General features: G+C 72.9%; 24 protein-coding genes. 12 read left to right on the top strand and 12 right to left on the bottom strand.

The features are described from left to right. Positions 1 to 17: 17 nt before the first annotated feature. The 3 genes from PYR91_RS11105 to PYR91_RS11095 form a co-directional block, all read right to left on the bottom strand. On the bottom strand, positions 18 to 1,127 hold the full coding sequence (locus PYR91_RS11105; RefSeq protein WP_279779475.1) for a hypothetical protein: 1,110 nt from the start codon (positions 1,125 to 1,127) through the stop codon (positions 18 to 20). 105 nt (positions 1,128 to 1,232) lie between these two features. Next, positions 1,233 to 2,204: a class A beta-lactamase gene (bla, locus tag PYR91_RS11100; protein ID WP_279779474.1), complete on the bottom strand. Its 972-nt coding sequence runs from the start codon at positions 2,202 to 2,204 to the stop codon at positions 1,233 to 1,235. A gap of 184 nt (positions 2,205 to 2,388) precedes the next feature. Continuing rightward, positions 2,389 to 3,432 (bottom strand): LacI family DNA-binding transcriptional regulator, encoded by a 1,044-nt coding sequence (locus tag PYR91_RS11095; RefSeq protein WP_279779473.1) that lies wholly within the window; start codon positions 3,430 to 3,432, stop codon positions 2,389 to 2,391. Between the two features lie 168 nt (positions 3,433 to 3,600). Here PYR91_RS11095 and PYR91_RS11090 point away from each other — a divergent pair, with 168 nt between their 5' ends. The 3 genes from PYR91_RS11090 to PYR91_RS11080 all read left to right on the top strand — a co-directional run bounded on the left by PYR91_RS11090 (position 3,601) and on the right by PYR91_RS11080 (position 7,794). Beyond that, on the top strand, positions 3,601 to 5,844 hold the full coding sequence (locus PYR91_RS11090) for a glycoside hydrolase family 9 protein (RefSeq protein WP_279779472.1): 2,244 nt from the start codon (positions 3,601 to 3,603) through the stop codon (positions 5,842 to 5,844). A 157-nt stretch (positions 5,845 to 6,001) separates the two neighbouring features. After that, on the top strand, positions 6,002 to 6,910 hold the full coding sequence (locus PYR91_RS11085; protein WP_279779470.1) for a LysR family transcriptional regulator: 909 nt from the start codon (positions 6,002 to 6,004) through the stop codon (positions 6,908 to 6,910). Continuing rightward, positions 6,892 to 7,794, top strand: a complete 903-nt coding sequence (locus PYR91_RS11080; RefSeq protein ID WP_279779919.1) for a class A beta-lactamase-related serine hydrolase — start codon at positions 6,892 to 6,894, stop codon at positions 7,792 to 7,794. The genes PYR91_RS11085 and PYR91_RS11080 overlap by 19 nt, the downstream gene beginning before the upstream one ends. Before the next feature lie 12 nt (positions 7,795 to 7,806). Here the strand turns inward: PYR91_RS11080 and PYR91_RS11075 are convergent, their stop codons facing one another. The 3 genes from PYR91_RS11075 to PYR91_RS11065 form a co-directional block, all read right to left on the bottom strand. After that, positions 7,807 to 8,661 (bottom strand): helix-turn-helix domain-containing protein, encoded by an 855-nt coding sequence (locus PYR91_RS11075; RefSeq protein ID WP_279779469.1) that lies wholly within the window; start codon positions 8,659 to 8,661, stop codon positions 7,807 to 7,809. A gap of 113 nt (positions 8,662 to 8,774) precedes the next feature. After that, complete coding sequence (locus tag PYR91_RS11070; protein WP_279779467.1) at positions 8,775 to 9,458, bottom strand: response regulator transcription factor; 684 nt, start codon at positions 9,456 to 9,458, stop codon at positions 8,775 to 8,777. Next, on the bottom strand, positions 9,455 to 10,597 hold the full coding sequence (locus PYR91_RS11065) for a histidine kinase (RefSeq protein WP_279779465.1): 1,143 nt from the start codon (positions 10,595 to 10,597) through the stop codon (positions 9,455 to 9,457). The genes PYR91_RS11070 and PYR91_RS11065 overlap by 4 nt, the downstream gene beginning before the upstream one ends. Positions 10,598 to 10,773: 176 nt before the next feature. On the opposite strand from PYR91_RS11065, the gene PYR91_RS11060 reads away from it, so the two are divergent. Further along, a complete protein-coding gene (locus tag PYR91_RS11060) occupies positions 10,774 to 11,007 on the top strand; it encodes a hypothetical protein (protein WP_279779464.1) in 234 nt (77 codons plus the stop codon). 51 nt (positions 11,008 to 11,058) lie between these two features. Here the strand turns inward: PYR91_RS11060 and PYR91_RS11055 are convergent, their stop codons facing one another. The 5 genes from PYR91_RS11055 to PYR91_RS11035 all read right to left on the bottom strand — a co-directional run bounded on the left by PYR91_RS11055 (position 11,059) and on the right by PYR91_RS11035 (position 16,501). Then, positions 11,059 to 11,418: a YciI family protein gene (locus PYR91_RS11055; protein WP_279779918.1), complete on the bottom strand. Its 360-nt coding sequence runs from the start codon at positions 11,416 to 11,418 to the stop codon at positions 11,059 to 11,061. Between the two features lie 122 nt (positions 11,419 to 11,540). After that, complete coding sequence (locus PYR91_RS11050; RefSeq protein ID WP_279779462.1) at positions 11,541 to 12,290, bottom strand: ABC transporter permease; 750 nt, start codon at positions 12,288 to 12,290, stop codon at positions 11,541 to 11,543. Positions 12,291 to 12,305: 15 nt separating this feature from the next. Then, complete coding sequence (locus tag PYR91_RS11045; protein WP_279779461.1) at positions 12,306 to 13,271, bottom strand: ATP-binding cassette domain-containing protein; 966 nt, start codon at positions 13,269 to 13,271, stop codon at positions 12,306 to 12,308. Further along, positions 13,271 to 14,158, bottom strand: coding sequence for a siderophore-interacting protein (locus PYR91_RS11040; RefSeq protein WP_279779459.1), 888 nt, complete (start codon positions 14,156 to 14,158; stop codon positions 13,271 to 13,273). The genes PYR91_RS11045 and PYR91_RS11040 overlap by 1 nt, the downstream gene beginning before the upstream one ends. Before the next feature lie 42 nt (positions 14,159 to 14,200). Next, on the bottom strand, positions 14,201 to 16,501 hold the full coding sequence (locus tag PYR91_RS11035) for an excinuclease ABC subunit UvrA (RefSeq protein ID WP_279779457.1): 2,301 nt from the start codon (positions 16,499 to 16,501) through the stop codon (positions 14,201 to 14,203). Positions 16,502 to 16,574: 73 nt separating this feature from the next. Here PYR91_RS11035 and PYR91_RS11030 point away from each other — a divergent pair, with 73 nt between their 5' ends. The 5 genes from PYR91_RS11030 (at position 16,575) to PYR91_RS11010 (ending at position 19,957) form a co-directional block, all read left to right on the top strand. Next, positions 16,575 to 17,414 carry a TetR/AcrR family transcriptional regulator gene (locus PYR91_RS11030; RefSeq protein ID WP_279779456.1) on the top strand — a complete coding sequence of 280 codons (840 nt, stop codon included), beginning with the start codon at positions 16,575 to 16,577 and terminating at the stop codon, positions 17,412 to 17,414. 58 nt (positions 17,415 to 17,472) lie between these two features. Continuing rightward, positions 17,473 to 18,201 carry a class I SAM-dependent methyltransferase gene (locus PYR91_RS11025; protein WP_279779454.1) on the top strand — a complete coding sequence of 243 codons (729 nt, stop codon included), beginning with the start codon at positions 17,473 to 17,475 and terminating at the stop codon, positions 18,199 to 18,201. Positions 18,202 to 18,245: 44 nt separating this feature from the next. After that, positions 18,246 to 18,734, top strand: a complete 489-nt coding sequence (locus tag PYR91_RS11020) for a pyridoxamine 5'-phosphate oxidase family protein (protein WP_279779453.1) — start codon at positions 18,246 to 18,248, stop codon at positions 18,732 to 18,734. Positions 18,735 to 18,819: 85 nt separating this feature from the next. Then, positions 18,820 to 19,194 (top strand): DUF4180 domain-containing protein, encoded by a 375-nt coding sequence (locus PYR91_RS11015; protein ID WP_279779452.1) that lies wholly within the window; start codon positions 18,820 to 18,822, stop codon positions 19,192 to 19,194. Between the two features lie 154 nt (positions 19,195 to 19,348). Continuing rightward, a complete protein-coding gene (locus PYR91_RS11010; RefSeq protein ID WP_279779451.1) occupies positions 19,349 to 19,957 on the top strand; it encodes a cadmium resistance transporter in 609 nt (202 codons plus the stop codon). A 5-nt stretch (positions 19,958 to 19,962) separates the two neighbouring features. On the opposite strand, the gene PYR91_RS11005 is transcribed toward PYR91_RS11010, so the two are convergent. Further along, the gene (locus PYR91_RS11005) at positions 19,963 to 22,200 is read right to left on the bottom strand and encodes a BTAD domain-containing putative transcriptional regulator (protein WP_279779450.1); all 2,238 of its coding nucleotides are present in this window, start codon (positions 22,198 to 22,200) and stop codon (positions 19,963 to 19,965) included. Between the two features lie 528 nt (positions 22,201 to 22,728). On the opposite strand from PYR91_RS11005, the gene PYR91_RS11000 reads away from it, so the two are divergent. The 3 genes from PYR91_RS11000 (at position 22,729) to PYR91_RS10990 (ending at position 24,737) form a co-directional block, all read left to right on the top strand. After that, complete coding sequence (locus tag PYR91_RS11000) at positions 22,729 to 23,514, top strand: MerR family DNA-binding transcriptional regulator (protein WP_279779449.1); 786 nt, start codon at positions 22,729 to 22,731, stop codon at positions 23,512 to 23,514. 135 nt (positions 23,515 to 23,649) lie between these two features. After that, entirely contained in the window at positions 23,650 to 23,943 is a 294-nt protein-coding gene (locus PYR91_RS10995) for a hypothetical protein (protein ID WP_279779448.1), read from the top strand. Then, positions 23,940 to 24,737, top strand: coding sequence for an alpha/beta hydrolase (locus tag PYR91_RS10990; RefSeq protein ID WP_279779447.1), 798 nt, complete (start codon positions 23,940 to 23,942; stop codon positions 24,735 to 24,737). The genes PYR91_RS10995 and PYR91_RS10990 overlap by 4 nt, the downstream gene beginning before the upstream one ends. Positions 24,738 to 24,884: the final 147 nt, after the last annotated feature.

The following is a 24,884-nucleotide window of genomic DNA, read 5'->3' as shown; positions in this document are numbered from 1 at the left end:
CTGTTCCGAGGCGGGAACTACGCGTCCTTCTCGTCCCGCCAGCCGCCGGGTTCGGGGTGGTAGCCGTAAGCGGCGGCCCGCACCGTCTCCTCGTCCTCCAGCCCGGAGCCGATCGTGCCGCCGACGGTGGCCAGCGAGCTGATGATCCAGGCCAGGATCAGGTAGTCGGTGACACCGACCCGCCGCTGCAGGGTCTGTTCCAGCACGGATGTGTCGATCAGCAGCGCCGCGGCGAGTATCGTTCCGGCGAACAGCACCAGATAGGACACCGTGGTGGCCAGGGTGAGGGTGAGGACCGTGCCCAGGTTGAACAGCCGGGCCAGCTCAGCCGGTGTCTCCCGGTCCGGTTTCTTCCACAGGTCGTGCGCGACGATCAGCCAGGCCACCAGCCCGGTCAGCCCGAGAAGCATGACCACGGTGAGGCGGAGTCCGCCGAGCGCATCGCCCATCTGCCAGATGGTGTCGGTGGTGAGCGCGAACGCGGCCGTGCCGAAGGCGCCGACCAGCAGTTTGGACAGGCCCAGCAGGGCGCGTCCCGGGCGGTTGGCCCGGACCATTCCGGTCACCAGCCGCACCCGGCCGATCAGCCGCGAGGCGACGTAGCCCAGTTCCCCGGCGTCAGCCCCGCCGACCACCCGGTGAATGGCGGCAACCTGGCCGGACAGCTCGGCCAGTGCCCAACCGGCCGGCGGCACCCGCTCGTCGGAGGCGTCGGTGAGTACCCGGCCCACGAGACCCGGAATGGCTGCGCGGACCGCTCGCAGCTGGCCCAGCCCGAGCGCGGGCAAGGACACCATCGCGACCCGGCGCCGGGCGGACGCCTGCGCGACCAGCGGCACCCGCTTGGTGTGCAGCGGCAGGTCGGTCAGGCAGATCGCGACGTCCCACCGGGCGTCGGCGCGCCGGCGGGCGAGATCGTCGAGTAGCGCCTCGACGCCGCCGTCGCGGCGCGGCGCCACTTCACCCCAGCCTTCCCGGACGATCCACCGCACGTCCGCGTCCACCCGCTCGGCGAGCCGGTCGGCCAACTCGGCGGTGAGCCGCGCGACCACCTGGGCCGGGTAGTCCGGTGGGGTCGCCACGAGTCCGACGACGATCTCCGGCCGACGCTGATCACTGGTGGCCATTGGCGCTCCTCGCCGGTAGCCGGGGAATCCCGGGACTGACCACCCGCAGTCACGTGATACATGCGTAGTGTACCCGGCCGCCTGGTCAGGCGGCCGGGGGAGGGCTCAGAGCCTGCCGAGGCCCCGGGCGAGGATGGTGGCGGTGTCGGCGATCACCCTGTCGGCCACGGGGGCGGTCGCGGACCGGCGGTTGGTGTAGATCGCCATGATGATCGGGGCGGTCGCCCTGCCGGGCCAGACGACCGCGATGTCGTTGCCCGAGCCGTACCGCGAGCTCGTGCCGGTCTTGTCGCCGATCTTCCAGGTCTTGGGCAGGCCCGCGCGGATCCTGGCGTCACCGGTCTGGTTGGCGATCAGCCAGGCGTTCAGGCGGTGCCGGTCCTTGGCGGTGAGCGCGTGTCCCACCGTCACCGCGCGCAGGTCGCCGCCCATGGCCGCGGGCGTGGTGGTGTCGCGCTTCTCCTTGGGGCTCCAGTCGTTCAGCTCGGTCTCCCACCGGTCCAGCCGGGAGCGGGTGTCCTTGAGCGTGCGGAGGTAGGCGGTCATGCCTGCCGGGCCGCCGAGCTGCTTGAGCAGCATGTTGGCCGCGGTGTTGTCGCTCTGGGTGATGGCCGCCTCGCACAGCGCCGAGACGGTCATCCCGTCCTCGACGTGCTTCTCGGTGACCGGGGAGTGCTCCTGCAGCTCGGCGGCGGTCCAGCGCACGACCTTGTCCATCAGGCCGGGTTCGGAGGTGCGCGCCCTGTGCAGCACGGCCGCGGCGGCCATCGCCTTGAAGGTCGACAGCATCGGGAACCGCTCGCCCGACCGGTACGCGACCGTCTTCCCGGTTCCGGTGTCCACGGCGTAGGCGCCGATGCGGCCGGCGAAGGACGCCTCCAGCGCGCGCAGCTCCTTGACGGCCCGATGGGCTCGCGAGGGCGCCGTCGTCACCGGCGCCGCCGCCGGCGGCGTCAGGGTCGTGCCCGGCGGGGCGGTGAGCGCGTGGCCGCTCGCGGCGACGCCCGTCAGCGGGACGAACGCCAGGGTGGTCAACGCCGCCGAGAGCGCGGCGCGGTGGAGAATCCGGGTGGGCATGGTGAGGCCTTCCCCTAGAGGACCTGTACGACGGGCAGTCTTGCGTCGGCGATCAATACCGTCAAAGACGCAAACGGCGGGGTTCATGCTGAAATGGCATAGTCGCTGCCGCCTCGGGTCAGGCCCGGGTCGAGCGGGAGCGGTGGGCGGCACCGGGCGGGCCGGCTCTTGAGAAGGCCCCGTCTCAGTGGTGGCCAGGCTGATGCGGCCGGGCCGGGGCGGCGGTGCTGGAGCGCACCTCCAGGCGGGTGGCCAGCTCCACCCGGTCCTCGGCCAGCACCCCGCCGGAGGCCAGGGTCATCACCATCTCGGCGGCGGCGGTGCCCATCTTCCGCAGGGGCTGGCACACGGTGGTCATCGGCGGGTCGGCCCACAGGGCCAGCGGCAGGTCGTCGAACCCGACGACGCTCAGGTCCTCCGGGACGCGCAGCCCGGCCCGGTGCGCCGCCTGGTAGACCCCCAGCGCCTGCAGGTCGTTGGCGGCGAAGACGGCCGTCGGCGGCTCGGGCAGCTCCAGCAGCGCCCTTCCCTGCGTCCGGCCGCCGTCCACGTACAGCGGGCCGGTGCGCACCAGGGCGGGATCGACGGGGACGCCGGCGGCGTCCATCGCGGCGCGGTAGCCGTCCAGACGGGCCCGGCAGCACATCAGCGTGCCGGGGCCGTTGACCATGGCGATCCGGCGGTGCCCCAGCTCCAGCAGGTGGCGGGTCGCGCAGAGGCCGCCGTTCCAGTTCGTCGCTCCCACCGAGGGGACGCCATGGTCGGGCTCGCCGCGCGGATCCAGGGCGATCAGGGAGATGGAGCGGCTGGCCAGCCGGGCGCGCTGCCGCTCGCCGATGTCGGCCGAGACCGCGATCACCCCGACCGGGCGCAGAGCGAGCACCCGGTCGATCCAGCCCGGGTGGGGGGAGCGCCGCCCGCGCATGTCGGTCAGCCCCACGACGATGCCATAAGCCTGGGCGACCTCGTCCATGCCCCGGATCAGCTCCAGCGCCCACAGGCTGTCCAGGGACTCGAAGACGACCTCCACGACCGCGCTGGACTCGGTGGTATCCGGCCGGCGCCGCCAGCCGTGCTCCTTGACCAGATCCTCGATCCGGCGACGGGTGCCGCTGGCCACCCCGGGATGGCCGTTGATGACCTTGGAGACGGTCGGGGCGGACACGCCGGCCAGCTTGGCGATGTGCGCGAGCGTGACCTCCTGGCGGGGACGGGGGGAAGCGGTCACGCCGAGATTCTACGGATCACCGGAAACCCCCTTGAAAATTACAGAATCATTCAGCGGAAACACCGCTCTGAGCTGCACGAAATCCTTTCTTCGACGGCGGCGGCTGTCTCTTTCGGTCTGCGGGTTCCAAGATGCGAAGCCCATGCAGCACGGTCGGGAGGACTCCACGTGAACACGTCAGGCCGGATGCGGCTATCGGCGGCGGCGCTGGCCGCAGCCCTGGCCGCGGCATCGATCACCGCGCTCGCCACCACACGAAGCGCCCACGCCGTCGCCCGACCGGCGCTCGGCCAGAACATCAAGGTCAACCAGGCCGCCTACGCGCCCGGTGCGGCCAAGCAGGCGACCGTGATCAGCAGCTCGGGATCACCGCTGGCCTGGAGCCTGCTGGACGGCTCCGACCAGGTGGTGGCCGGCGGCACCACGACCGTCTTCGGCGCCGACTCCCCCTCCGGCGACTCCGTCCACAAGATCGACTTCTCGTCCTACACCGGGACCGGCACCAACTACGTGCTCACCGTGAACAACGAGTCCAGCCACCCCTTCGACATCGGCACCGCCGCCTGGAAGAAGCTGCCCCACGACGCGCTGGCGTTCTTCTACCACCAGCGCAGCGGCATCGCGATCACCTCCCAGTACGCCGGTGGCGCCCAGTACGCCCGCGCCGCGGGCCACCTCAACGTCTCCCCCAACCAGGGCGACAACAACGTGCCCTGCCGCAGCGACTGCGGCTACCGGCTGGACGTGCGCGGCGGCTGGTACGACGCCGGCGACCACGGCAAGTACGTGATCAACGGCGGCATGTCCGCCTGGCAGCTGGTCAACGCCTACGAGCGGGCCGCCAACATCCCCGGCGCCGACCGTGGCGCCTTCGCCGACGGCACCCTGTCCATCCCCGAGCGCGGCAACGGCGTGCCCGACATCCTGGACGAGGCCCGCTGGGAGATCGACTTCATGCTGAAGATGCAGGTCCCCGACGGCCGCCCGCTGGCCGGCATGGCCCACCACAAGATCCACGACGCCAACTGGACCGGGCTGCCGCTGCTGCCCGCCCAGGACCCCCAGGCCCGGGTGCTGTCGGCGCCCTCCACCACCGCCACCTTGAACCTGGCCGCCGCGGCCGCCCAGTGCGCCCGGGTGTGGGCGTCCGTCGACTCCGCGTTCTCCGCCCGATGCCTGACCGCGGCGGAGAAGGCGTACACGGCGGCCAAGGCCAACCCCTCGCGGCTCGCCCCGGCCTCCGACGACACCGGCGGCGGCTCCTACGCCGACACGAAGGTGACCGACGAGTTCTACTGGGCCGCCGCCGAGCTGTACGCCACCACCGGCAAGCAGGCCTACCGCACCGACCTGACGTCCTCCTCGCTGTACTACGGGCGCAGCTTCACGAACGAGGGCGCCCAGTGGTCGGAGGTCGGCAGTCTGGGCGACATCACCCTGGCGCTGGTGCCCAACGGCCTGACCTCCTCCATCGGCCAGCAGTTGCGCGCCTCCTTCGTCTCAGCCGCCGACGGCCTGCTGAACGTGATGCGCGGCCAGGGCTACCCGGTGCCCTTCCAGCCGCCCGGCGGCGGCTACATCTGGGGGTCCAACAACCTGATCCTCAACAACGCCGTCCTGCTGGCCCTGGCCCACGACTTCACCGGCGCCGAGCGGTTCCGCACCGGGGTGTTCGAGACGATGGCGTATGAGCTCGGCCGCAACCCGATGGGCTACTCCTACATCACCGGTTACGGCGACAAGCCCTCCCGCAACGTCCACCACCGGTTCTGGGCCAACCAGATCGACTCCTCCCTGCCGATCGCACCGGCCGGCGCCCTGGCCGGCGGCCCCAACAGCGGCCTGCAGGACCCGGTCGCCCAGCAGCGCCTCAGCGGCTGCCGCCCGCAGAAGTGCTACCTGGACGACATCGACGCGTGGTCGGTGAACGAGGTCGCCGTCAACTGGAACGCGGTCCTGGCCTGGGTCGGCGCCTGGACCGCGGAGAAGGCCGGCGGCACCGACCCCAGCCCGTCTCCTTCCCCGTCCCCGTCCCCGTCGCCCAGCCCGTCGCCGTCCCCGTCGCCCAGTCCTTCGCCGTCGCCGTCCCCGTCTGGCGGCAACGGTAAGGCCTGCACCGCGACCTACACCGTCACCAACCAGTGGACGGGCGGCTTCGGCGCCGGCGTGGAGGTGAAGAACACCGGCGCCTCCGCGCTCACCGGATGGACCGTCGCGTGGACCTTCCCCAGCGGCCAGACCATCACCCAGCTGTGGGGCGGCTCGCACACCGCGAGCGGCGCGGCCGTCACCGTGGCCAACCTGTCCTGGAACGGAGCGCTGTCGTCGGGCGGCACCACCACCTTCGGCTTCAACGGTTCCTGGTCGGGAGCCAACACCGCCCCCGCCGCGGTGACCTGCACCGCCCGGTAGGCGGCGCGGCGGGAGACCCGCCGGTGCGCACCGGAGCCGTGTCCGGTACGCACCGGCGGCCCCCACCCCGAAGGCCTCGGGCGGACGTGCGCCGACGGTCGATGCCGTCAAAGGTGCAAATAGCGGAGTTAATGCTGAAATGGCATAGTGTTGCGTCGTGGACGTCCTCGGCGCCTGGAGAGCGTTCGTCAACGTGAGCGAGCGCGGCAGCTTCACCGAGGGCGCGGCGGCCACGCGCGTGCCGCAGTCGGTCGCGAGCCGCCGGATCGCCGCCCTGGAGAAGCACCTGGGGGAGCGGCTGTTCGACCGGTCGTCGCGCGGGGCGCTGCTCACGCACTTCGGCCGCGACATGCTGCCGTCGGCCAAGCGCCTCGTCCGCCTGGCCGACGACATGGAGCACGAGGCGGAGCGCGCCAAGCTCAGCCCGCTGCGCCTGGCCGTCCCCGATGTGTGCACCGTCCGCGACCTCGCGCTCCTGGACGCCGAGGCCCGGCGCAACGGCGTCTACCTCGACTTCCACGCCGCCGCGCCCGCCGAACGGGCGCAGCTCGCGAGGTCTCGCGAGGTCCGCGCCGCCCTCACGGCGGTGCCGCCCGGCGACGCGGCCTGGTCAGTGCCGCTCGGGCTCGCCGGCACGGCGGATCTCCCGGTGCCCGCGGTCTACATCGAGACCCTGCGCGCCGGCCGGACCGCGCGGTCGTCGCGCAGGGGCCGCGTCTGGATCCAGCCCGAGGACGACGTGCCGCACGTACGCGACCGCCTGTTCCGGCTCCGGGACTCCGTCGGCCTGCAACCCGCCCAGGTCGCCGTCGCGGCCACGCTCACCGCCGCCGCCGCGGAGGTGCTCGGCTCGGCCGATCTGCTGCTGTGCTCGGCCAGGCAGGCCGAGGACCTGCGGCTACACTGGCGGCCGGTCGGCGAGGTCCATCTCGTGCGCGGCTTCGAGGTCGCGGCCGCCGTGGGGGAGGACGCCGAGCGCATACGGACGGGGCTGTGGCGGGCGATCGCCCGCTGCCTGGGCGCAGAGGAGCGGGACGGAGGGGCGCCATCAAGGTCGAGAGCCTGATCCGCGAGCTCCGGGGGGAGCTCGACGACGCCGGGCTGAGCGGGTCGTTCCTGGTCCGCGACCTGCACTCCGGCGAGGAGGTCGGCATCGAGCCGGAACTGGAGCTCCCGAGCGCCTCGCTGGTGAAGATCCCGCTCGCCGTCGCGACGCTCGACCGCGTCCGCAGGGGCGAGCTCGACGGCGCCACGGCCATCGTGGTGCAGCCCGGGAGGGTCACCACCCCGGGGCCCACCGGCCTGAGCAGGTTCCGGCACCCGGCCCGGATCGCCGTCGAGGACCTGCTCTACCTCAGCACCGCCGTCAGCGACAGCACCGCGGCCGACGCGTTGTTCGCGCTCACCCCGCCCGCAGAGGTCTCCGCCCTGATGCACACGCTCGGGCTGGGCGGCATCACCGTGCGCCACACCATCGGCGAGCTCGCCGAGACCCCGGCCGAGCGCCTGGACCCCGCCGAGGCCCACCTCGCCCACTTCCTCGCCATCGAAGCGGGCACGGCCGGACGGGGGCATCACATCCCGCAGCTCGACATGACCCGGGCCAACTCCGGTTCCGCGCGGGCGTTCGCCGACCTCCTGCAGGCACTGTGGACCCCGTCCGCGATCGACCCCGGCGTCGCCGAGGGGGTGCGCACGCTCATGGCCGCCAACGTCCTGCGGCAGCGGCTGGCGCCCGATTTCAGCTCCGACGCCTCCAGGTGGTCCTCCAAGACCGGGACGCTGCTCAACCTGCGCCACGAGATCGGCGTCGTGGAACACGCCGACGGCCAGGCCTTCGCGATCGCCGTGCTCACCGAGTCGCGGGTGCCGGCCATCAGCCAGCCCGGAGCCGAGGCCCTCATGGCGCACGTCGCGCGCAAGCTGCGCGACAGCCTCCGGCACGGGTGAGTGCCGGGGCGCTCAGCCGAGCAGGACGTCGTGGGGGTCGGGCACGGTCCCGTCGACGATGTCGCCCAGGGTCGCCAGGGCCCGCTCCGAGGTGCCGTCCGGGACGGCGGACATGACGTGGAGCTGCTGGCCCGGGGCGCCGCTGACGGTGAAGACCTCCCAGGTCAGGCTCATCCTGCCGACCTGCTGGTGATGGAAGGCCTTGACCTCGTTGACCCTGGACCGCACGTCGTGGCGCTCCCACAGGCGGCGGAACTCCTCGCTCTTCTCGGAGAGCTCCGCCACGAGGCCGGCCAGCACCCTGTCGTGGGGGTGGGCGCCCACCGCCTGGCGCAGGGCGGCGGTCTTGGCGGACGCCGCCTTCTCCCAGTCGCCGTAGAAGTCGTGCGACACCGGGCTGAGGAAGATCATTCGCAGGCAGTTGTCGGTGTGCGACAGCCCTCCGTACAGGGCGTCGGCCAGCGGGTTGCTCGCCAGGACGTCCATCCATCGGCCCACCACGAAGGCGGGGCTGTTCTGCCAGCTCCTCATCAGCCGGACGAGGCTGGGGCTGACCTGCTCCGGCAGGTCGCCGGTGTCCGGTCGCCGCACGCCGGGATGGGCGAGCCGGTACAGGTGCTCGACGCCGTCGAAGTCGAGGTTGAGGGCCTGGGCGAGAGCGCTCAGCACCTGGTCGGAGGGGTTGCGCTCACGCCCCTGCTCCAGCCGGATGTAGTAGTCGTTGCTGACCCCCGCCAGCAGCGCGACCTCTTCCCGGCGCAGGCCGGGGGTCCGGCGGGGCCTGGAGGAGACCATCCCCGCCTCTTGTGGAGTGGTGACATTGCGCCGGGCTCGAAGGAACTGGCCCAGCAGGTTGTCGCTGTCCATTTGACAACGGTAAGTGGTATTTGTCGTGGTGAGGAGGGTGTGCCACTCCCAGTCAGCCGCGTCCCCCCATCAGGGCCGGCCGGATCGCCGGGGACCGGCCGCTCGCGGCGCCCTCACTCCGGCTCGCCCAGCAGACCCGCGTCATGGGCGAGAAGGGCGATCTGGACGCGGTTGTTGAGGTCCAGCTTGGCCAGGATGCTGGACACGTGCGTCTTCACCGTCGGGACGCTGAGGTGCAGCACGGCTCCGATCTGGGCGTTGGACCGCCCCTCGCCGACGCCCACCGCCACCTCGCGTTCACGGGCGTTCAACACGGCGAGGCGGTCGCTGGCGTGGGCGCGGCGCCGGTCGTCGTCGGTGCCGGCCACCCGGGCGATCAGCCGGCGGGTCACGGCGGGGGACAGCACCGGATGGCCGAGGGCGACCTGGCGCACGGCGGCCACGATCTCCCCGGGCGGGGTGTCCTTCAGCAGGAACCCGGCGGCGCCGGCGCGCAGCGCCCGGAGCACGTGCTCGTCGGCGTCGAACGTGGTCAGCATGATGACCTCGGGGGCGTCGCGGCGGGCGCGCAGGGCCTCGGTGGCGGCCAGGCCGTCGACCACCGGCATCTTGACGTCCATCAGCACCACGTCGGGGGCGAACCGGTCGACCAGGGGCGGCACCTGGGCGCCGTCGCCCGCCTCGGCGACCACGCGGATCTCGGGGTCGCCGCCGAGCATCATCGCCAGCCCGGCGCGTACCAGCGGGTCGTCGTCGACGATCAGCACGGTGACCGCGCGAGGCTCCGGGGTGGTCATGCCGTCCACGGTAGCCAGGCCGCCAGCCGCCACCCGCCCGCGGCGGTGGGCCCGTGCTCCAGCCGCCCCTCGGCCAGCGCGACCCGCTCGGCCAGGCCTGCCAGGCCCTGGCCGGCGCCCGTCCCGGCGGCCCCGGCCCCGGCGGGGGCGGTGTTGCCGATCTCCACGCTCAGCCCGCGGCCCGGGGCGCCCGCCACGCGGACGCTCACCTCGGCGCCGGGGGCGTGTTTGCGGGCGTTGGTCAGGGCCTCCTGCACGATGCGGTAGGTCGTGCGGCCGACGCCGTCGGGGACGGCGCCGCCGGTCTCCTCGCGCAGGCCGACCCGCATGCCGGCCCGGGCGGACTCGGCGACGAGCTGGTGGACGTCGGCGAAGGTCGGCTGCGGCAGTTCGCCGACCGGAGCCCGCAGCACGCCGATGACCTCGCGCAGATCCTGCAGCGCCTGGTGGGCGCTCTCGCGGATCACCTTGGCGGCGCGGACGACGTCCTCGGGCGGGGCGCCGGGACGGTACTCCAGCGCGCCGGCGTGCACGCTGAGCAGCGACAGCCGGTGGCCCAGCACGTCGTGCATCTCACGGGCGATCTGCTCGCGGGCGCGGTGCTGGGCCTGCTCGGCGCGCAGGCGCGCCTCGGTCTCGGCGCGCGCCGCGCGGTCGCGCAGCGACACCACCAGCCGGCGCCGGTGCTGCACGAACAGCCCCCAGCCGACCATCGCGCCCTGGACCGCGACGCCGAACAGCACCAGCAGGACGCCCGGGACATCGGGCTCGGGGCGCACCACCGCGTAGACCAGCGCCGACAGCACGCTCAGCGCGTAGACGACGAAGCCGGTGCGCGGCGACCGGTGCACCCCGACCGTGAACAGCGCCACCAGCATCGCCCCGGCCACCAGCTCGGAGAAGGTCGACAGCGCCAGCAGCACCACGGCCAGCCCGACCGGCCACCGGCGGCGCAGCCACAGCGCGGCGCAGCCCAGCACGCCGGCGACCTGGTCGAGGTTGAAGAGCCACTGCGGCGGCAGCTGCCCCTCCTCGACGCGGATGACGGTCATCACCAGCCCGTAGAAGGCGGCGAGCAGGAACAGGGCGACGTCCACGGCCCAGTCGCGCGGGCCGCGCCGCGAGGCGGAGGCGTTCACGCCCCGAGCCTACGGACCCCGCGAGCCTCCGGCACCCGTCCCGAGCACCGCCGATACCGAAGTCGCGGCGCCCGCTACCTCGGTATCGGCGCACGTCCCCGAGCGGCCACCATGGTCGCCGCCGTCCATCCCGGCGGCCGATCCGCCGCCGCGGCCCCGGCTTCTAGCGTTCGGGCATGCGAAAGACCGTCGAGGTCATCGGGTTCGTCATGATGCTGCAGGGCGTCAGCGGCGCGATCGACCACCTCGCCGCCCAGCCCTTCTTCGGGATCTTCCTGAACTTCTTCCACCGCCAGATCGTCAGCCGGGTGGACGCCCTGGCCGGGTACGAGCTGTACGCGAACCTGACGCTCGCGGTGCTCGGCCTGGCCGTCGCCTCCGCGGGCGAGCTGTTCCGGCCGCGGTCATGACGGCCTCGGCCGGCCCGCGGCGCCCCTGCCGGACCGCGGGCCGTCCGGTGCTCACACGGCCGATCCGGTCGAGAAGATCACCGGTCGCACCTCGACGGCCATGCCGTCGACACCGGTGTCGGGGATCAGCGACGCCAGCTCCACCGCGCGTTCCTTGCTCGCGCACTCCACCAGGTAGTAGCCGCCCATGTACTCCTTGGCCTCGGCGTAGGGGCCGTCGGTGACGGCCGGGCCCCCCTCGCGCCCGCGGACGGTGACGCTGTCGGCGGGCGCGCCGAGCGCGTTGCTGCCGACCATCTCGCCGGAGTCCTGGATGAGCTTGATGAACCCCTCGTGGGCGCTCATCACCTCCTCGCGCCGCTCCTGCGGAAGGGCGTCCCAGACGACGGGGTTCATCTGCATGATGAGCATGTACTTCACGTGACTGGTCCTCACGGTTCCGGCACCACGGATCCGGGTGCCTCTCGCGGATGGGTCGGAGCGGCCGGCGCGTTCTCGACACCGGCCGGACGACCGGCCCGGTCGTTCCGTCCTCAGCCTGCCAGCTTGCGCATCGAGGCGACCGACCAGGTCATCGTCAGCGCGCCCAGCGCCAGCGTGAGGCCGAAGGCCAGCGGGATCGACGGGTCGGCGAAGTCGCCGTCGAACAGCGACCGGCCGGCCTCGACTGCGTGGTAGAGCGGGTTGAAGTTGGCGACGGCCTGCATCCAGGCGGGCGCCAGCGACATGGGCAGCATGATGCCGGTGAGCAGGATCACCGGCAGCGCGAAGAACTGCATGATCTGCCCCATCCCGTTCTCGTCACGCAGCGCCAGGGCCATGCCGTACGAGAGCCCCGAGGCCAGCAGGCCGGTGGCGGCCATCAACAGCAGCATCACCGCCAGGCCCGGGACGCTGGCCCGCATGCCCATCAGCCACGCCAGCGCCACCACCACCAGCGCCTGGACGACGAGCACGACCATGTCGCGCAGGGTGCGGCCGAGCACGATGGCCGGGCGCCAGGCCGGGCTGACCGCCAGCCGTTCCAGGTAGCCGTTGCGAATCTCGCTGATCATGCCGAAGCCGACGAACAGCGAGCCGAACAGCGCGATCATCATCATGACGCCCGGCGTGAACAGCTTCAGGGTGTCGGCCATGGTGCCGCCGACGGTCGTCTTCGCCACCAGCGGGGCGAACAGCAGCAGGTACATCACCGGCTGCAGCAGGCCGAACAGCGGCCACACGGGGTTGCGCAGCGTCTGCCTGAGCTCGTAGTCCAGGAACAGCGCGGTGTGTCGGAGCACGGGGGTTCCTGTCGGTCAGTCCGCGTCGCGGAGGGATCGTCCGGTGTGGCGCAGGAAGACGTCGTCCAGGGTGGCCCGGTCGAGGGAGATGGACTGGATCGGCAGGCCGCCGTCCTCCAGGGCGCGCAGCAGGGGCGGGAGGCCGTGCTCGCCGTCGTCGAGGTAGACGCGCAGCGTCTCCTCCTCGGCGCGGACCTCCCGGACGTACGGCTGGGCCGACAGCAGGGCTCGGGCGGGCCCGGCGTCGCCGTGGCGGAGTCTGAGGGTGACGACGTCCCCTGCGACCTGCTTCTTCAGCTCCTCGGGCGCGCCCTCGGCGACGACCAGGCCGTGGTCGATGATGACCAGCCGGTCGCACAGGGCGTCGGCCTCCTCCAGGTAGTGGGTGGTGAGCAGCACGCTGGTGCCCTGCCCGCGCAACGAGCGCACCTCCTCCCACAGGTTGGCCCGGTTCTGCGGGTCCAGGCCGGAGGTCGGTTCGTCCAGGAACAGCAGCGGCGGCCGGTTCACCAGGCCGATGGCCAGCGCGAAGCGGCGCTTCTGGCCGCCCGACAGCGTCCTGATCGGCCGCTCGGCGAGCTCGGTCAGGTTGAAGGCGGCCAGCAGCTCCTCGCCGCGTTCCTCGGCGCGGCGGCGCGTCATGCCGCCGAGCCGCCCGGCCAGGACGAGCCCGGCGCGTCCTGGCGCGTTCTCGTCCACCCCTCCGCCCTGGCCGACGTAGCCGATGCTGCGGCGGACCTCGGCGGGTTCCGCGGCCACGTCGTGGCCGGCGACCCGGGCGGTGCCGGCGGTGGGCGGGATGAGGGTGGCGAGCATGCGAATCGTGGTCGTCTTGCCCGCGCCGTTCGGGCCGAGCACGGCGAAGACGTGTCCGGCCTCGACGGACAGGTCGACGCCCCTGACCGCCTCCACCTGCTCGGGCTTGCCGCGGCCCCGCCTGGTGGTGAAGGTCTTGCGCAGGCCGTGCGCTTCGATGATCATCAGGCGTTCCCTCCGGGGGCGGCCGCGTCCGCCAGGCGTTCCCGGGCCTCGGCGAGGTCGTCCTCGGTCGGGGCGTCGTCCTGGGTCATGCGCGGGCGCCAGTACCCGGTGAAGTCGATCGCCCGTTTGGCGACGCCGCGGTCGCCGACGAGGTGGCGGCGCAGCGCGCGTACCGCGCCGGCCTCGCCGCCGAGCCAGGCGAACATCGAGCCGGAGGGGAACCGCGCCTCGCGCACGGCGTCGACGAGCGCGTCGCCGTGCCCGGCGGGGACGTGGCCGCGGTGCAGCCAGTGGACGGTGACGTCGCCCCGGGTGTCGAACCGCTGCTCCTCGGCCGCGTCGGCGACCTCGACGTAGGCGACCGCGCGGGCGCCCTCGGGCAGCGCCTCGATCAGCGTGCCGATGGCGGGCAGCGCCGCCGCGTCCCCGGCCAGCAGCACCCAGTCGGCCGCGGCGATGGAGCCGCTCAGGGGCTCGGGCCTGGCGAAGTAGGCCGACGGGCCGAACACCCCCAGCGTGTCGCCGGGCGTGGCCGACCCCGCCCACCGCGAGGCCGGGCCGGCGTCGCCGTGCAGCACGAAGTCGATGTCGACGGTCCGCTCCCCGGGGTGGTGGGCGCGGACGGTGAAGCTGCGCATCCACGGCCGCTCGTCCGCGGGGATGGCGTTGTAGGCCGCGTACCAGCGCATCAGGTCGCCGTCGGGGCCCGGCTCGGGCAGCACGGGGACGGTCTGGCCCGGCCGGGGGAAGTACAGCTTCACCTGCTGGTCGGGTTCGCCGCCGATGGTGGCGGCGAAGGCGTCGCCGCCGAAGGTGACCCTCGCCATGCGCGGCGTGAGGCGCCTGACGGCGGTGACGGTGATCAGTGAGACGGGCAGGTCACCCATGGAGTCCTCCAGGTCGTGGGCCGGTCCTGCGGCGGCCGGCGCTCAGGGGCGGCCGAGGTAGGCGCTCAGGTGACGGGCGGTGAGGGAATCGCCGCCGGAGACCAGGTCGGCGGGGGTGCCGGTGAACACCACCCGGCCGCCGTCGTGGCCGGCGCCGGGGCCGAGGTCGATGATCCAGTCGGCGTGGGCCATCACGGCCTGGTGGTGCTCGATGACGATGACGGTGTTGCCGTCGTCGACGAGCCGGTCGAGCAGGGCCAGGAGCTGGTCCACGTCCGCCAGGTGCAGGCCGGTGGTCGGCTCGTCCAGCACGTAGACGGAGGCCTTCTCGGCCATGTTGATGGCCAGCTTGAGCCGTTGCCGCTCGCCGCCGGACAGGGTGGTGAGCGGCTGGCCCAGGCTGAGGTAGCCCAGGCCGACGTCGGACAGGCGGTTCAGCACGGCCCGTGCCTGGCCCGCGGTGAAGAAGTCGCGCGCCTCGGCCACCGACATGGCCAGGACCTCGCTGATGTCCTTGCCGCGCAGCTTGTAGGTGAGCACCTCGGGGGTGAACCGCTTGCCCTCGCACTGCTCGCACACCGACGCGACCCCGGCCATCATCACCAGGTCGGTGTAGACCAGGCCGATGCCCTTGCAGTTGGGGCAGGCGCCTTCGGAGTTCGCGCTGAACAGAGCGGCCTTGACGCCGTTGGCCTTGGCGAAGGCGGTGCGGACGGCGTCCAGCAGCCCGGTGTAGGTGGCGGGGTTGCTGCGCCGCGAGCCGCGGATCGCCGACTGGTCGACCACCGTGACGCCCTCGCGGCCGGGCAGCGAGCCGTGGATCAGCGAGCTCTTGCCCGACCCGGCGACGCCGGTGACGACGGTGAGCACGCCGAGCGGGATGTCGACGCTGACGTCCTTGAGGTTGTGCAGGCTGGCCCCGGTGATCGGCAGGTGGCCGGCGGGCCGCCGCACCCGCTCGCGCAGCCGGGCCCGGTGGTCCAGGTGCCGGCCGGTCAGGGTGCCGGAGGCGCGCAGCCCCGCCACCTCCCCGGCGTAACACACCCGCCCGCCGGCGGTGCCGGCGCCGGGGCCGAGGTCGACCACGTGGTCGGCGATCTCGATGACCTCGGGCTTGTGCTCGACGACCAGCACGGTGTTGCCCTTGTCGCGCAGGCGCAGCAGCAGGTCGTTCATGCGCTGGATGTCGTGCGGGTGCAGGCCGACCGTGGGCTCGTCGAAGACGTAGGTGACGTCGGTCAGGCTGGAGCCGAGGTGGCGCACCATCTTGACCCGCTGGGCCTCGCCGCCGGACAGCGTGCCGGACTCGCGGTCGAGGCTGAGGTAGCCCAGGCCGATCTCCACCAGCGAGTCGAGGGTCTCGCGCAGCGCGCCGAGCATGGGCCCCACCGACGGGTCGCCGATGCCGCCGATGAACTTCGCCAGGTCGCTGATCTGCATGGCCGAGCACTCGGCGATGTTGTAGCCGTCGATCGTGCTCGAGAGCGCCGCCGGGTTGAGCCGGGCGCCGCCGCAGGCGCGGCAGGTGGTGAACGTGACGGCGCGGTCCATGAACGCCCGGATGTGCGGCTGGGCCGACTCGCGGTCCTTGGACAGGTACACCCGCTGGACCTTGACCACCAGGCCCTCGTAGGTGGTGTTCATGGTGCCGAGCTTGATCTTGGTGGCGGGCCTGTGCAGGAAGTCCTCCCACTGGGCCGGGGTGAAGTCCTTCAGCTTGACGTCGGGGTCCACGTAACCGGAGGAGGCCAGGTTCTGCCAGTACCACGAGCCCACGGCGAAGCCGGGGACGGTGATGGCGCCCTCGTTGAGCGACAGCTTGGTGTCGACGAGCTGGGCGACGTCGATGTCGGACACCCTGCCGATGCCCTCGCACTTCTGGCACATTCCCTCGGCGCTGTTGAAGCTGAAGGCGCTGGAGGTGCCGACGTGCGGGGTGCCGAGGCGGCTGAAGATGATGCGCAGCATCGTGTGGGCGTCGGTCGCCGTGCCCAGGGTGGAGCGGGAGTTCACGCCCATGCGCTCCTGGTCGACGACGATTGCGGCGCTCAGGTTGCGCAGGGCGTCGACGTCGGGACGGCCCGTGTTCGGCATGAACGACTGCAGGAACGCCGTGTAGGTCTCGTTGATCAGGCGCTGCGACTCGGCGGCGATCGTGCCGAAGACCAGCGAGGACTTCCCCGAGCCCGAAACGCCGGTGAAGACGGTCAGCCGGCGCTTGGGGATGTCCAGGGACACGTCGGCCAGGTTGTTCTCACGGGCGCCGCGCACCTCGATCATGTCGTGGCTGTCGGCGGCCTGGCGGGCGGCGGTCGGGTGGTCGTTCGTCGAAGGAGATCCCATACCGTCTTCCTGATAACCTTATGGCGTAAAGAGTTAGCTCGGCAAAGTTACTTTATGCCGTAAGGAGTTGCAAGTGGTCGTCTTCGCCGGACGGGGCGACGCGCGCCGGTCGATGGCCCTGCTCTGGCGCAGGGAGAAGAGCGCGGAGGCGCGGACCGGCCCGGGGCCCAAGCCCGGCCTCAGCGTGGACATGATCGTCGACGCGGCGATCGCGGTGGCCGACACCGAGGGAATGCCGGCGCTGTCCATGCGGGCGGTGGGGGAGCGGCTGGGGCGCACCGCCATGGCGCTCTACACCTACGTGCCCAACAAGGGCGAGCTGCTCGACCTCATGTACGACCGGGCGCTGTCTGAGGTGCCGACCGAGTTCGAGGGCAAGCCGAGCTGGCGCGACGCCGTCACCTCCTGGGCCGAGGAGTTCTCGGCGTTCTACCTGCGCCACCCCTGGGTGCTGCTGGTGTCGCAGGCGCGCCCGGTGCTCGGGCCCAACGAGTTCGCCGTCCGCGAGACGGTGGTGCGCATCCTGCGCGAGACCGGCCTGGAGAGCAGGGTGCTGCGCGGCGTCGTCGCCTCGCTGTTCCACTACGTGCGCGGCTCCGCGCAGATGATCGCCGAGTCCCGGCAGGCCGCGAGCGCCACCGGCGTGTCCGACGACGACTGGTGGTACTCCCGCTCCGGCGTGCTGGAGGAGGTCGCGCCAGACTTCGCCGAGCGGTTCCCCGCCTCGATCTGGCTGGAGCAGTCCGCCGGCCCTCCGCCCGCCGAGGGGGAGGCGCCCTACCTGGAGCGCGAGGCCAAGGACGTCTTCACCATCGGCCTCACCGTGCTGCTGGACGGCATCGAGACCACCATGGTCAGGTCCGGCGACCCGGCCGCCCGAGCGGCGGACGGGGCGGTCACGTCGCCGCGATGAGCCCCCGGGTGGGCGTCGCCGTACGAAAAGCCGTTGCGGGCGTTGGGAACATAGCGCCATGGACCGACAGACGCTCAGCGCCATCGCACACCAGGACCACCCCGTCGCCGGCCCGGTCGACGACGCCAACCTCGACCGGCTGCTGCGCCGGGCCGCCCTGGCTCCCGGCGCCCGCATCCTGGACCTCGGGTGCGGCGAGGCCGAATGGTCGCTTCGCGCCCTCGGCCTGGTGCCCGCGTCGACGGCCGACGGGGTGGACATCTCGCCGGAGGCCGTGGCGTCCGCCGCGCGCGCCGCCGCCGAACGAGGGCTGTCCGACCGGCTGACGCTGCACCAGACGCCCGCCGACCGGTTCCCGGCCGGCGAGCCGTACGACCTGGTGATGTGCGTCGGCTCGACGCACGCCTTCGGCGGGCTGACGGAGACCCTCGACGCGGTCGCCGGCCGGGTGCGGCCCGGCGGGCTGGCCCTGGTGGGCGAGGCGTTCTACGAGCGGCCGCCGGCGCCTGAGCTCGCCGAGACGCTGGGGGAGTACGCCGACCTGGCCGGAACGGTCGCGACCGCCGAGGCCCGCGGCTGGCTGACCGTCTACGGCCACGTCAGCGAGCCGGCCGAATGGGACGAGTACGAGTGGTCGTGGACGGGCACGCTGGCCCGCTGGGCCGCCGACAACCCCGGCCCCGACGGCGACCAGGCCCTCACCATGGCCATGGAGCACCGCGACCTGTGGCTCAACGGCTACCGGGGCGTCCTGGGCTTCGTCACCCTGCTCCTGCGGCGCGGGTGAACCGGACACGCCTACACCCGCGGCCCGGGGGAAGATCGGGAACCATGGACCCCGACACCATCACGGCCGAGCTCGCCGACCTCGCCCGCGGCCTGATCACCGGCAACCACTACCTGACGCTGGGCACCGCCGACGTCTCGGGGACGCCCTGGGTCAGCCCCGTCTTCTTCACGCCCGACCGTTTCACCGACTTCTACTGGGTGTCCTCGCCCCAGACCCGTCACTCGCGCAACCTGGCCGCGCGGCCCCAGGTCAGCATGGTGATCTACGACTCCCACTCCCCGGTGGGCGGCGCCGAGGCGGTCTACATGTCGGCCACCGCCGTCCAGGTGCCCGACGAGGAGCTGGAGCGGGCGGCGGACGTCTACAACAGCCGGCTGCCGGACGCCAAGCGCTTCGCCGGCGAGGAACTGCTGCCCCCGGCGCTGTTCCGGCTCTACCGGGCGACCGTCGGGGAGCACTCCGTCCTGATCAGGGGCGGCGACCCACGCTTCGGGCGCGGCGCCGACTCCCGCATGACCGTCGCCCTGTGACGACCTACCTTCCCTCACACTCCCTATCGCTCCCTATGTGTGAGTATCATAGGGAGTGTTCAGGTAGTAGAGGTAGGAGCCCACCATGCATGACCTTCTGGAGCACATCGGCGGCGTGCCGGTGCTGATGTGCCCGGCGGACGGCGAGAAGCTGCGCCGCGACCGCGACGCCGTGGACCTGATCGGCGAGGCCGGTGCGCTCGGCGCCGCCTGGGTGGCCGTCCCAGCCGATCGCCTGCACCCCGACTTCTACCGTCTCCGCACCGGCGTCGCGGGCGAGATCCTGCAGAAGTTCGTGCAGTACAGCTGTGGCCTGGCCGTCGTCGGCGACGTCTCCCGGCACACGGCGGCCAGCTCCGCCCTGCGCGACCTGGTCCGCGAGTGCAACCGAGACAGGCACGTCTGGTTCGTCACCGACCACGCGGAGCTGGCCGACCGGCTGCGCGGTTCGGCGGCCTGAGCCTTGGGCCCCACCATGGTCCGATGAGCCGCCACCATCAGGCCCGAGCCCGCGCCCCGCGCGAGCCGGCCGCCCTCCCCCCGCCGCGACGGCCCTTGATCGCCGGTGAGCCGTTCGCCGGTGGGCCGTTCGCCGATGAACCGGGCGGTGGCCGGTGAACCTGGGCATCGTGGGCCAGGCGGCCGGTCTGTTCGCGGTCACCAACATCGACGACATCGTGATCCTCGCCCTGTTCTTCGCCCGGGGCGCCGGGCGGCGCGGCGCCGCCGCCGCGATCGTGCTCGGGCAGTACCTCGGCTTCGCCGCCATCCTGGCGCTGGCCGCCGCGGCGGCGTTCGGCGCCACCTTCCTGCCCGAGCCGGCCCTCGCCTACCTGGGACTGCTGCCGCTGCTCCTCGGGGTCAAAGCCGCCTGGCAGGCCTGGCGCGACCGGGGGAGCCCGGACGGCGAGCACGGGCCGGACGAGCCCGCGGCCGGCGGGGCCCCGGGCGCGTTCCAGGTGGCCGCGGTCACCTTCGCCAACGGCGGCGACAACATCGGCGTCTACGTGCCCGTCTTCGCCACCGCCACGGCGGGCGGCATGAGCGTGTACGCGGCCGTCTTCCTTGCCATGGTCGCCCTGTGGTGCGCCGCCGGCCGCTTCATCGCCACCCGCCCGGCGATCGGCGGAGCCCTCTCCCGGTGGGGCCACGTCCTGCTCCCCGTGGTCCTGATCGGCCTCGGCCTGCTCATCCTCACCGAGGGCGGCGCGTTCGGCCTGTGACCGCGTCACCGCCGGGAACGCCCCAGGGCGGTGGTCAGGGCGTCGAGGTGGGTGGAGACCGGGCCCAGGGTGAGCAGGCCGCTGCCCGCGCCGGCCAGCTCCGCCGCCGCGGGCGCCAGCTCGTCGTAGGCGCGCCCCATGGTCTCCCGATCGCCGACGGCGACGGCCGCCCGCGCGGTCAGGCACCACAGCGCCTCGAACAGCAGGTCGCGGGGCGGCTCGGGCGTCCTCCGCAGCGCCGCCGCCGCCTCGGCGCGGCGCCCGCGCGCCAGCGACGCCAGAGGGCGGACCCACGGCTCATACGGCCCCCAGTCGGTGCCCTCGTCGCACTCAACCCGCGCCCCGGGCGCCGGACGCGGGCGCTCGTCCCCCCGAGAGGGGGGTTCGTGGCTCAGGCGCAGGCACAGGAGGGCGAGCGGGAGCAGGCCGCGTTCCAGGCCGGGCATGCCGGCTCCGTCCAGGAGTGCGGCGGCGTCCCGGTAGGCGGCCTCGGCCTCGGCGGCCGGCGGCGGGGTCGTCGCGGCGAGCCGTAGCGCCCGGTACCACCGGGTGAAGACGCCCACCAGCGGCAGCTCGTGGCGCGCGGACAGGCGGCCGGCCTCGGCCGCGTGCCGGTCGGCCGCCGGGAAGTCGCCGAGGGCGCTGCGGGCCTGCAGCCGGATGAGGCGCCCGAGCACCTCGAAGGTCACCAGGCCGTGGCGTTCGGACAGGGCGACCAGTTCGGCGCCGATGTCGTCCCGGCGCGGCGCCAGGCCCGCCCGGTGGAACGTCTGCATGAACACGCCGTTGAGGGCGAACGCCAGCAGGCCGGGGTCGTCCAGCCCGCGGGCGATCCGCTCGGCCCGCCGGGCGGCCTCGGGGCCGCGCGCCGCTCGGGTGCCCCGTGACTCCAGGGCGATCGTGGCCAGCAGGCGGGCCCGCGCGGCCTCCGGCGCGCCGGGAGGGAGGGCGGTCAGGGTGCGTTCTGCCGCCGCCACGACCCGTGCCGCCTGCTCGGGGTCGTCCGAGCGGGTCCAGATGGCCGGGACGTCGTAGGCGCCGATCACGCGGGCCGTCAACAGCGGGTCGCCCATCTCCTGCGCCGCCGCGATGGCCGCGACGCGGTGCCCGCGGGCAGCCTCCAGCCCGCCGCCCCCGGTCACCGCGAGGTTGCGCAGCAGGCTCACCGTCGACTCCAGCCGCGCCCGGGCCCCGGACGGCACGGCCCGGTCGTACGCCGCGGCCGCTCGCGCCCACACCCGCCCCGCCGCCTCCGCCGGATCGGGCGGCCCCGGCCGGTCGCCCCGGGCGCCCGGATCCACTGGGACCTCCGGCGAGGAGGAGGCGCCGGCCGGGGTGACCGGGTTGGCGGGGTCCGACGGGCCTTCCGGGGAGGGGGAGACTCCGGCCGGGGTGCCCGGGGCCACCGGGCGCTCCAGAGAAGGGGAGGCGCCGGCCGGGGTGGTCGGGGTGGTCGGGATGGCCTGGTCCGGCGGGGTGGGGGTGAGGAGGTGCGGGGCGTGGTGGAGGATGTCACGCTCCAGGCGCCGCAGGGACGGGCCCGGGTCCACGCCGAGCTGGTCCACCAGGAGGGTCCGGGCGCGGCGCAGCACCGCGAGGGCGTCGCCCTGACGGCCGGCGCGGTAGAGGGCGAGGGCCAGCAGGCGCCAGGCGTCCTCCCGCCAGGGGTGCTCGGCCACGTGCGCGTCCAGATCGGGCACGGCCCGTGCCGCCAGGCCCAGCGCCAGGTGGGCCTCCGCGCGGCGCTCGGCGGCCTGCAGTCGCAGCTCCGCCAGGCGTGATCGCTCCGCGTGGGCCCAGGGCTCGTCGGCGAAGTCGGCGTAGGCGGGGCCGCGCCACCACCCCAGCGCCTCCTCCAGCCGGGCCAGCGCGTCCGCGGGCGGCAGCGTCGCGGCGGCGGCCACCTCCCGCTCGAAGCGCCAGGCGTCCACCGTGCCCGGCTCGGGGCGCAGCGCGTAGCCCGGACCCTCGGTGACCAGAAGCGTGGGCGCGGAGCGGGGCGCGCGCTCGGGCTCCAGCGCGCGGCGCAGCGCGGCCACGAAGGTGCGGACCGCGCCCACCGCGCCGGGGGGCGGATCCTCCTCCCACAGGTCCTCCACCAGGCGGCCGACCGGGACGACGCGGCGACGGGCGACGATGAGCCGGGCCAGCACCGCGCGGTGCCGCGGCCCCTTCAGCGCGATCGCGCCCCCGGCGGCGTCCCAGGCGGCCACCGGCCCCAGCACCCCGAACGCGACTGGCATCCCCTCGACCGCCCTTCCCGGGAGCACCGCACGCTGCCGCACCCCCTCAACACGAGCGCGCTCCCGGCGACCACCGGCCCCCGGCACCCGAACGCGACCCCACCCCTTCTACCGTGCCCGCCGGGACGCCGGGCGGTGCCGCGGGCCCCCCGAGGTTGAGGAACCTCCTTACAGCCGTTGGCGGCACCCGCGAGTAACTTAGCTGGACGCTTCGGCAGGGGTCGTTGGCGGCGAGGTCGTGGAAGCCCCTCGGCGACGCCTTCGGTCCGCACCAGCAGTCCGGCCTCGGTGAGGATGTGCCGCTGCCGCAGCGGGGATCGGGTGGCGGTGGAGGAGCGCGAGTAGACGATCCGCGACACGCGAATCTGCCGGCGGACTTGACCCTGACGCTGCGTCAACCCTGCATGCTTGTCACGGGCATCCCGCCGACAACCGATCAGGTCCAGGGGCCCGCAATCCACGTGCAGGGCCCGGAGAAGTCGTACAAGGCGTTGCATGTCTAGGCGAAGTTGAGAGCAGGATCGGAGCATGTTGACCATCAGTCAATTGGCGGCGTATGCCGGCGTCACGGTGCGGGCGGTGCGGCACTATCACCAGATCGGACTCCTGCCCGAAGCGGACCGGGATGCCTCGGGCTACCGGCGCTACGGTGCGAAGGCGGTCGTGTCGCTCATCAAGATCCGAATCCTCGCCAACGCCGGCGTGCCGCTGGCTCAGATCGGTCAGATGCTCCAAGCCGACGCAGCGACCTTCGCCGAAGCGGTCCAACGGATCGACAGTCGCCTGCACGACGAGATCGAACGGCATGAGACCAGCCGCAAGCAGATCGCGCAGCTCGCCGCCGGGGACAGTCTGGCGCTCCCGCCGGAGGTGATCTCCTACCTCGATCTGCTTCGGGAGATCGGGGTGGGAGAGCGGATGGTGGAAGCCGAGCGGGACGGGTGGATCCTGGTTGTCGCCGCCTGGCCCGAAGACATCCCCGCGGTCATGGCCGCGAAATCCGCGCAGCTCGATGACCCGCAACTCGTTCGGCTCTACCGGATCCTGTCGGAGATCATCGAAAACGACGACACGGGCGACGACGACCCGCGTCTGGCACAAGCCGCCGACATCATGGCCGGCCTGGCCGAGCAGGCGTACACCTCCGGCGAGATCAACCCCGACGAGGTCTCGCACGACGAGCTACCGATCGACCTTCTGGACGCACTTGCCGTCGAGTCCGACCCGCGGGCGGAGCGGCTGCTGGACCTGATGCGCGAGCGCGGCTGGGCCGGGTGGCACCGGATGGAGCGGCTGGCGGAGCCCCCCGACTGATCCGCGGGCGCCGTTTCACACCTGGACGTCGACTACTCATGTCGGCGGGCGACGGGGTGCGGGACCAGGCTGGTGGAGCGCGGCGCAAGGCCGGCGTCGCCCCGGGACAGCAGGGTGGCAGCCGGCCACCGTCCGGTGCGCCTGCTGCGAGCCGGTGTACAGCTCGTCGCCCTTATCCCGCCGCGGGCGCTGGATCGGGCCAGCGCCGAGTCGGTCAAGGCGGGAGTTCCGATCGGCCTGACCCAGCTCAAGGCCGCACGGCGCGTCATCGCCGACCTCGGCGGCGACCACCGGCACATCGCCTACGACGAGCGCGCCCGCGGCAAGTCGAAGCGCTCGGCGGACTGTTCGTTCGAGGGCGCCGTCCGGGACCTGGCCACCGGCACCAGCCAGCGTTCGCGATTCACTTATGAGAAAGGGAGACCATGACCATCAAGCGATCCCCCTGGACCGGCATGGTCCCGGTAGACGATACGGCCTTGGCCGTCACCGACACCGACACCGACGGTGTCCCCGTGATCTACCTCAACGGCCACGCCGCCGTTCAGCGGCAATGGCGGCGGGTCCTTGCCGAGTTGGGGACGCAGTGGCGGCATATCACCTACGACATGCGGGGGCGTGGTAGGTCGAAGCGTTCGGCGGATTATTCGTTCGAGACGAACATCCGAGATGTCGATGCCGTCCTCGCAGCCCGGGGTGTGGCCCGGGCGGTGGTGGTGGGCTGGTCCTATGGAGCGTTTGTCGCGGCGCACTGGGCCAGTCGGAATCCGGCCCGTGCCGTGGGCGCGGTCTTGGTGGAGGGCGCGCAGCCCTACGACTGGTTCGACGAGTCCATGGAACCGGGGATGCGCAAGATATGGAAGCGGATCTGGTGGCCCATGCAGCTGCTGCGCCCGTTCGGTATGGCTCCACGGATGACCGGCGACCAGCTGGCAGACAGCAACATCGAGGTCGGCAGGATCGCCCGCGAGCGTGACCTGGGCCCCGTGCTGGACAGCATCACCGTCCCGGCGCGCTATGTGGTCGCTTCTGGGGAGTCCTTCGGAAGCCAGGGCGGGCACGAACGGATACGCGCCAGCCTCCCTGCGGTGACCGCCCGCAATCCGAACATCCGAATAAGCGCGAAAGTCGCCGGCAACCACGGTTCGATCCTGCGTAAGGACTATCGCGCCGTCGCCGAGGCCGTACGTGAGGTCGCCACCCTCGACCACGAGGGGAACTGAAGACGCCGCCGTCACGGTGAATCCCGCACGGGAGAATCCTGATGGCCGTCGGCGCCAAGCCAGAGGTCTACCCGCCCTCTCCCTCCACCGTCTCCACCGTGTCCCGCCGTCGGGCAGGTCGGGGATCTCGCCGAGCCGGCGCAGGCC

Origin of the sequence: Sphaerisporangium sp. TRM90804 (genome assembly GCF_029846175.1) — a bacterium.
GTDB lineage: Bacteria > Actinomycetota > Actinomycetes > Streptosporangiales > Streptosporangiaceae > Sphaerisporangium.
Note: the sequence above shows the minus strand (reverse complement) of the source record. Positions and strands in the feature narration are given on the sequence as shown.

Excerpts from the sequence above, each read along its gene's own strand:
- PYR91_RS11045 (WP_279779461.1), bottom strand. The coding sequence starts at position 13,271 with ATGATCATCGAAGCGCACGGCCTGCGCAAGACCTTCACCACCAGGCGG.
- PYR91_RS11055 (WP_279779918.1), bottom strand. The coding sequence starts at position 11,418 with ATGCTCATCATGCAGATGAACCCCGTCGTCTGGGACGCCCTTCCGCAG.
- PYR91_RS11105 (WP_279779475.1), bottom strand. The coding sequence starts at position 1,127 with ATGGCCACCAGTGATCAGCGTCGGCCGGAGATCGTCGTCGGACTCGTG.
- PYR91_RS11070 (WP_279779467.1), bottom strand. The coding sequence starts at position 9,458 with ATGACCACCCCGGAGCCTCGCGCGGTCACCGTGCTGATCGTCGACGAC.
- PYR91_RS11035 (WP_279779457.1), bottom strand. The coding sequence starts at position 16,501 with ATGGGATCTCCTTCGACGAACGACCACCCGACCGCCGCCCGCCAGGCC.
- PYR91_RS11005 (WP_279779450.1), bottom strand. The coding sequence starts at position 22,200 with ATGCCAGTCGCGTTCGGGGTGCTGGGGCCGGTGGCCGCCTGGGACGCC.
- PYR91_RS11040 (WP_279779459.1), bottom strand. The coding sequence starts at position 14,158 with ATGGGTGACCTGCCCGTCTCACTGATCACCGTCACCGCCGTCAGGCGC.
- bla (WP_279779474.1), bottom strand. The coding sequence starts at position 2,204 with ATGCCCACCCGGATTCTCCACCGCGCCGCGCTCTCGGCGGCGTTGACC.
- PYR91_RS11060 (WP_279779464.1), top strand. The coding sequence starts at position 10,774 with ATGCGAAAGACCGTCGAGGTCATCGGGTTCGTCATGATGCTGCAGGGC.
- PYR91_RS11075 (WP_279779469.1), bottom strand. The coding sequence starts at position 8,661 with ATGGACAGCGACAACCTGCTGGGCCAGTTCCTTCGAGCCCGGCGCAAT.
- PYR91_RS11025 (WP_279779454.1), top strand. The coding sequence starts at position 17,473 with ATGGACCGACAGACGCTCAGCGCCATCGCACACCAGGACCACCCCGTC.
- PYR91_RS11020 (WP_279779453.1), top strand. The coding sequence starts at position 18,246 with ATGGACCCCGACACCATCACGGCCGAGCTCGCCGACCTCGCCCGCGGC.
- PYR91_RS11000 (WP_279779449.1), top strand. The coding sequence starts at position 22,729 with ATGTTGACCATCAGTCAATTGGCGGCGTATGCCGGCGTCACGGTGCGG.
- PYR91_RS10990 (WP_279779447.1), top strand. The coding sequence starts at position 23,940 with ATGACCATCAAGCGATCCCCCTGGACCGGCATGGTCCCGGTAGACGAT.
- PYR91_RS11015 (WP_279779452.1), top strand. The coding sequence starts at position 18,820 with ATGCATGACCTTCTGGAGCACATCGGCGGCGTGCCGGTGCTGATGTGC.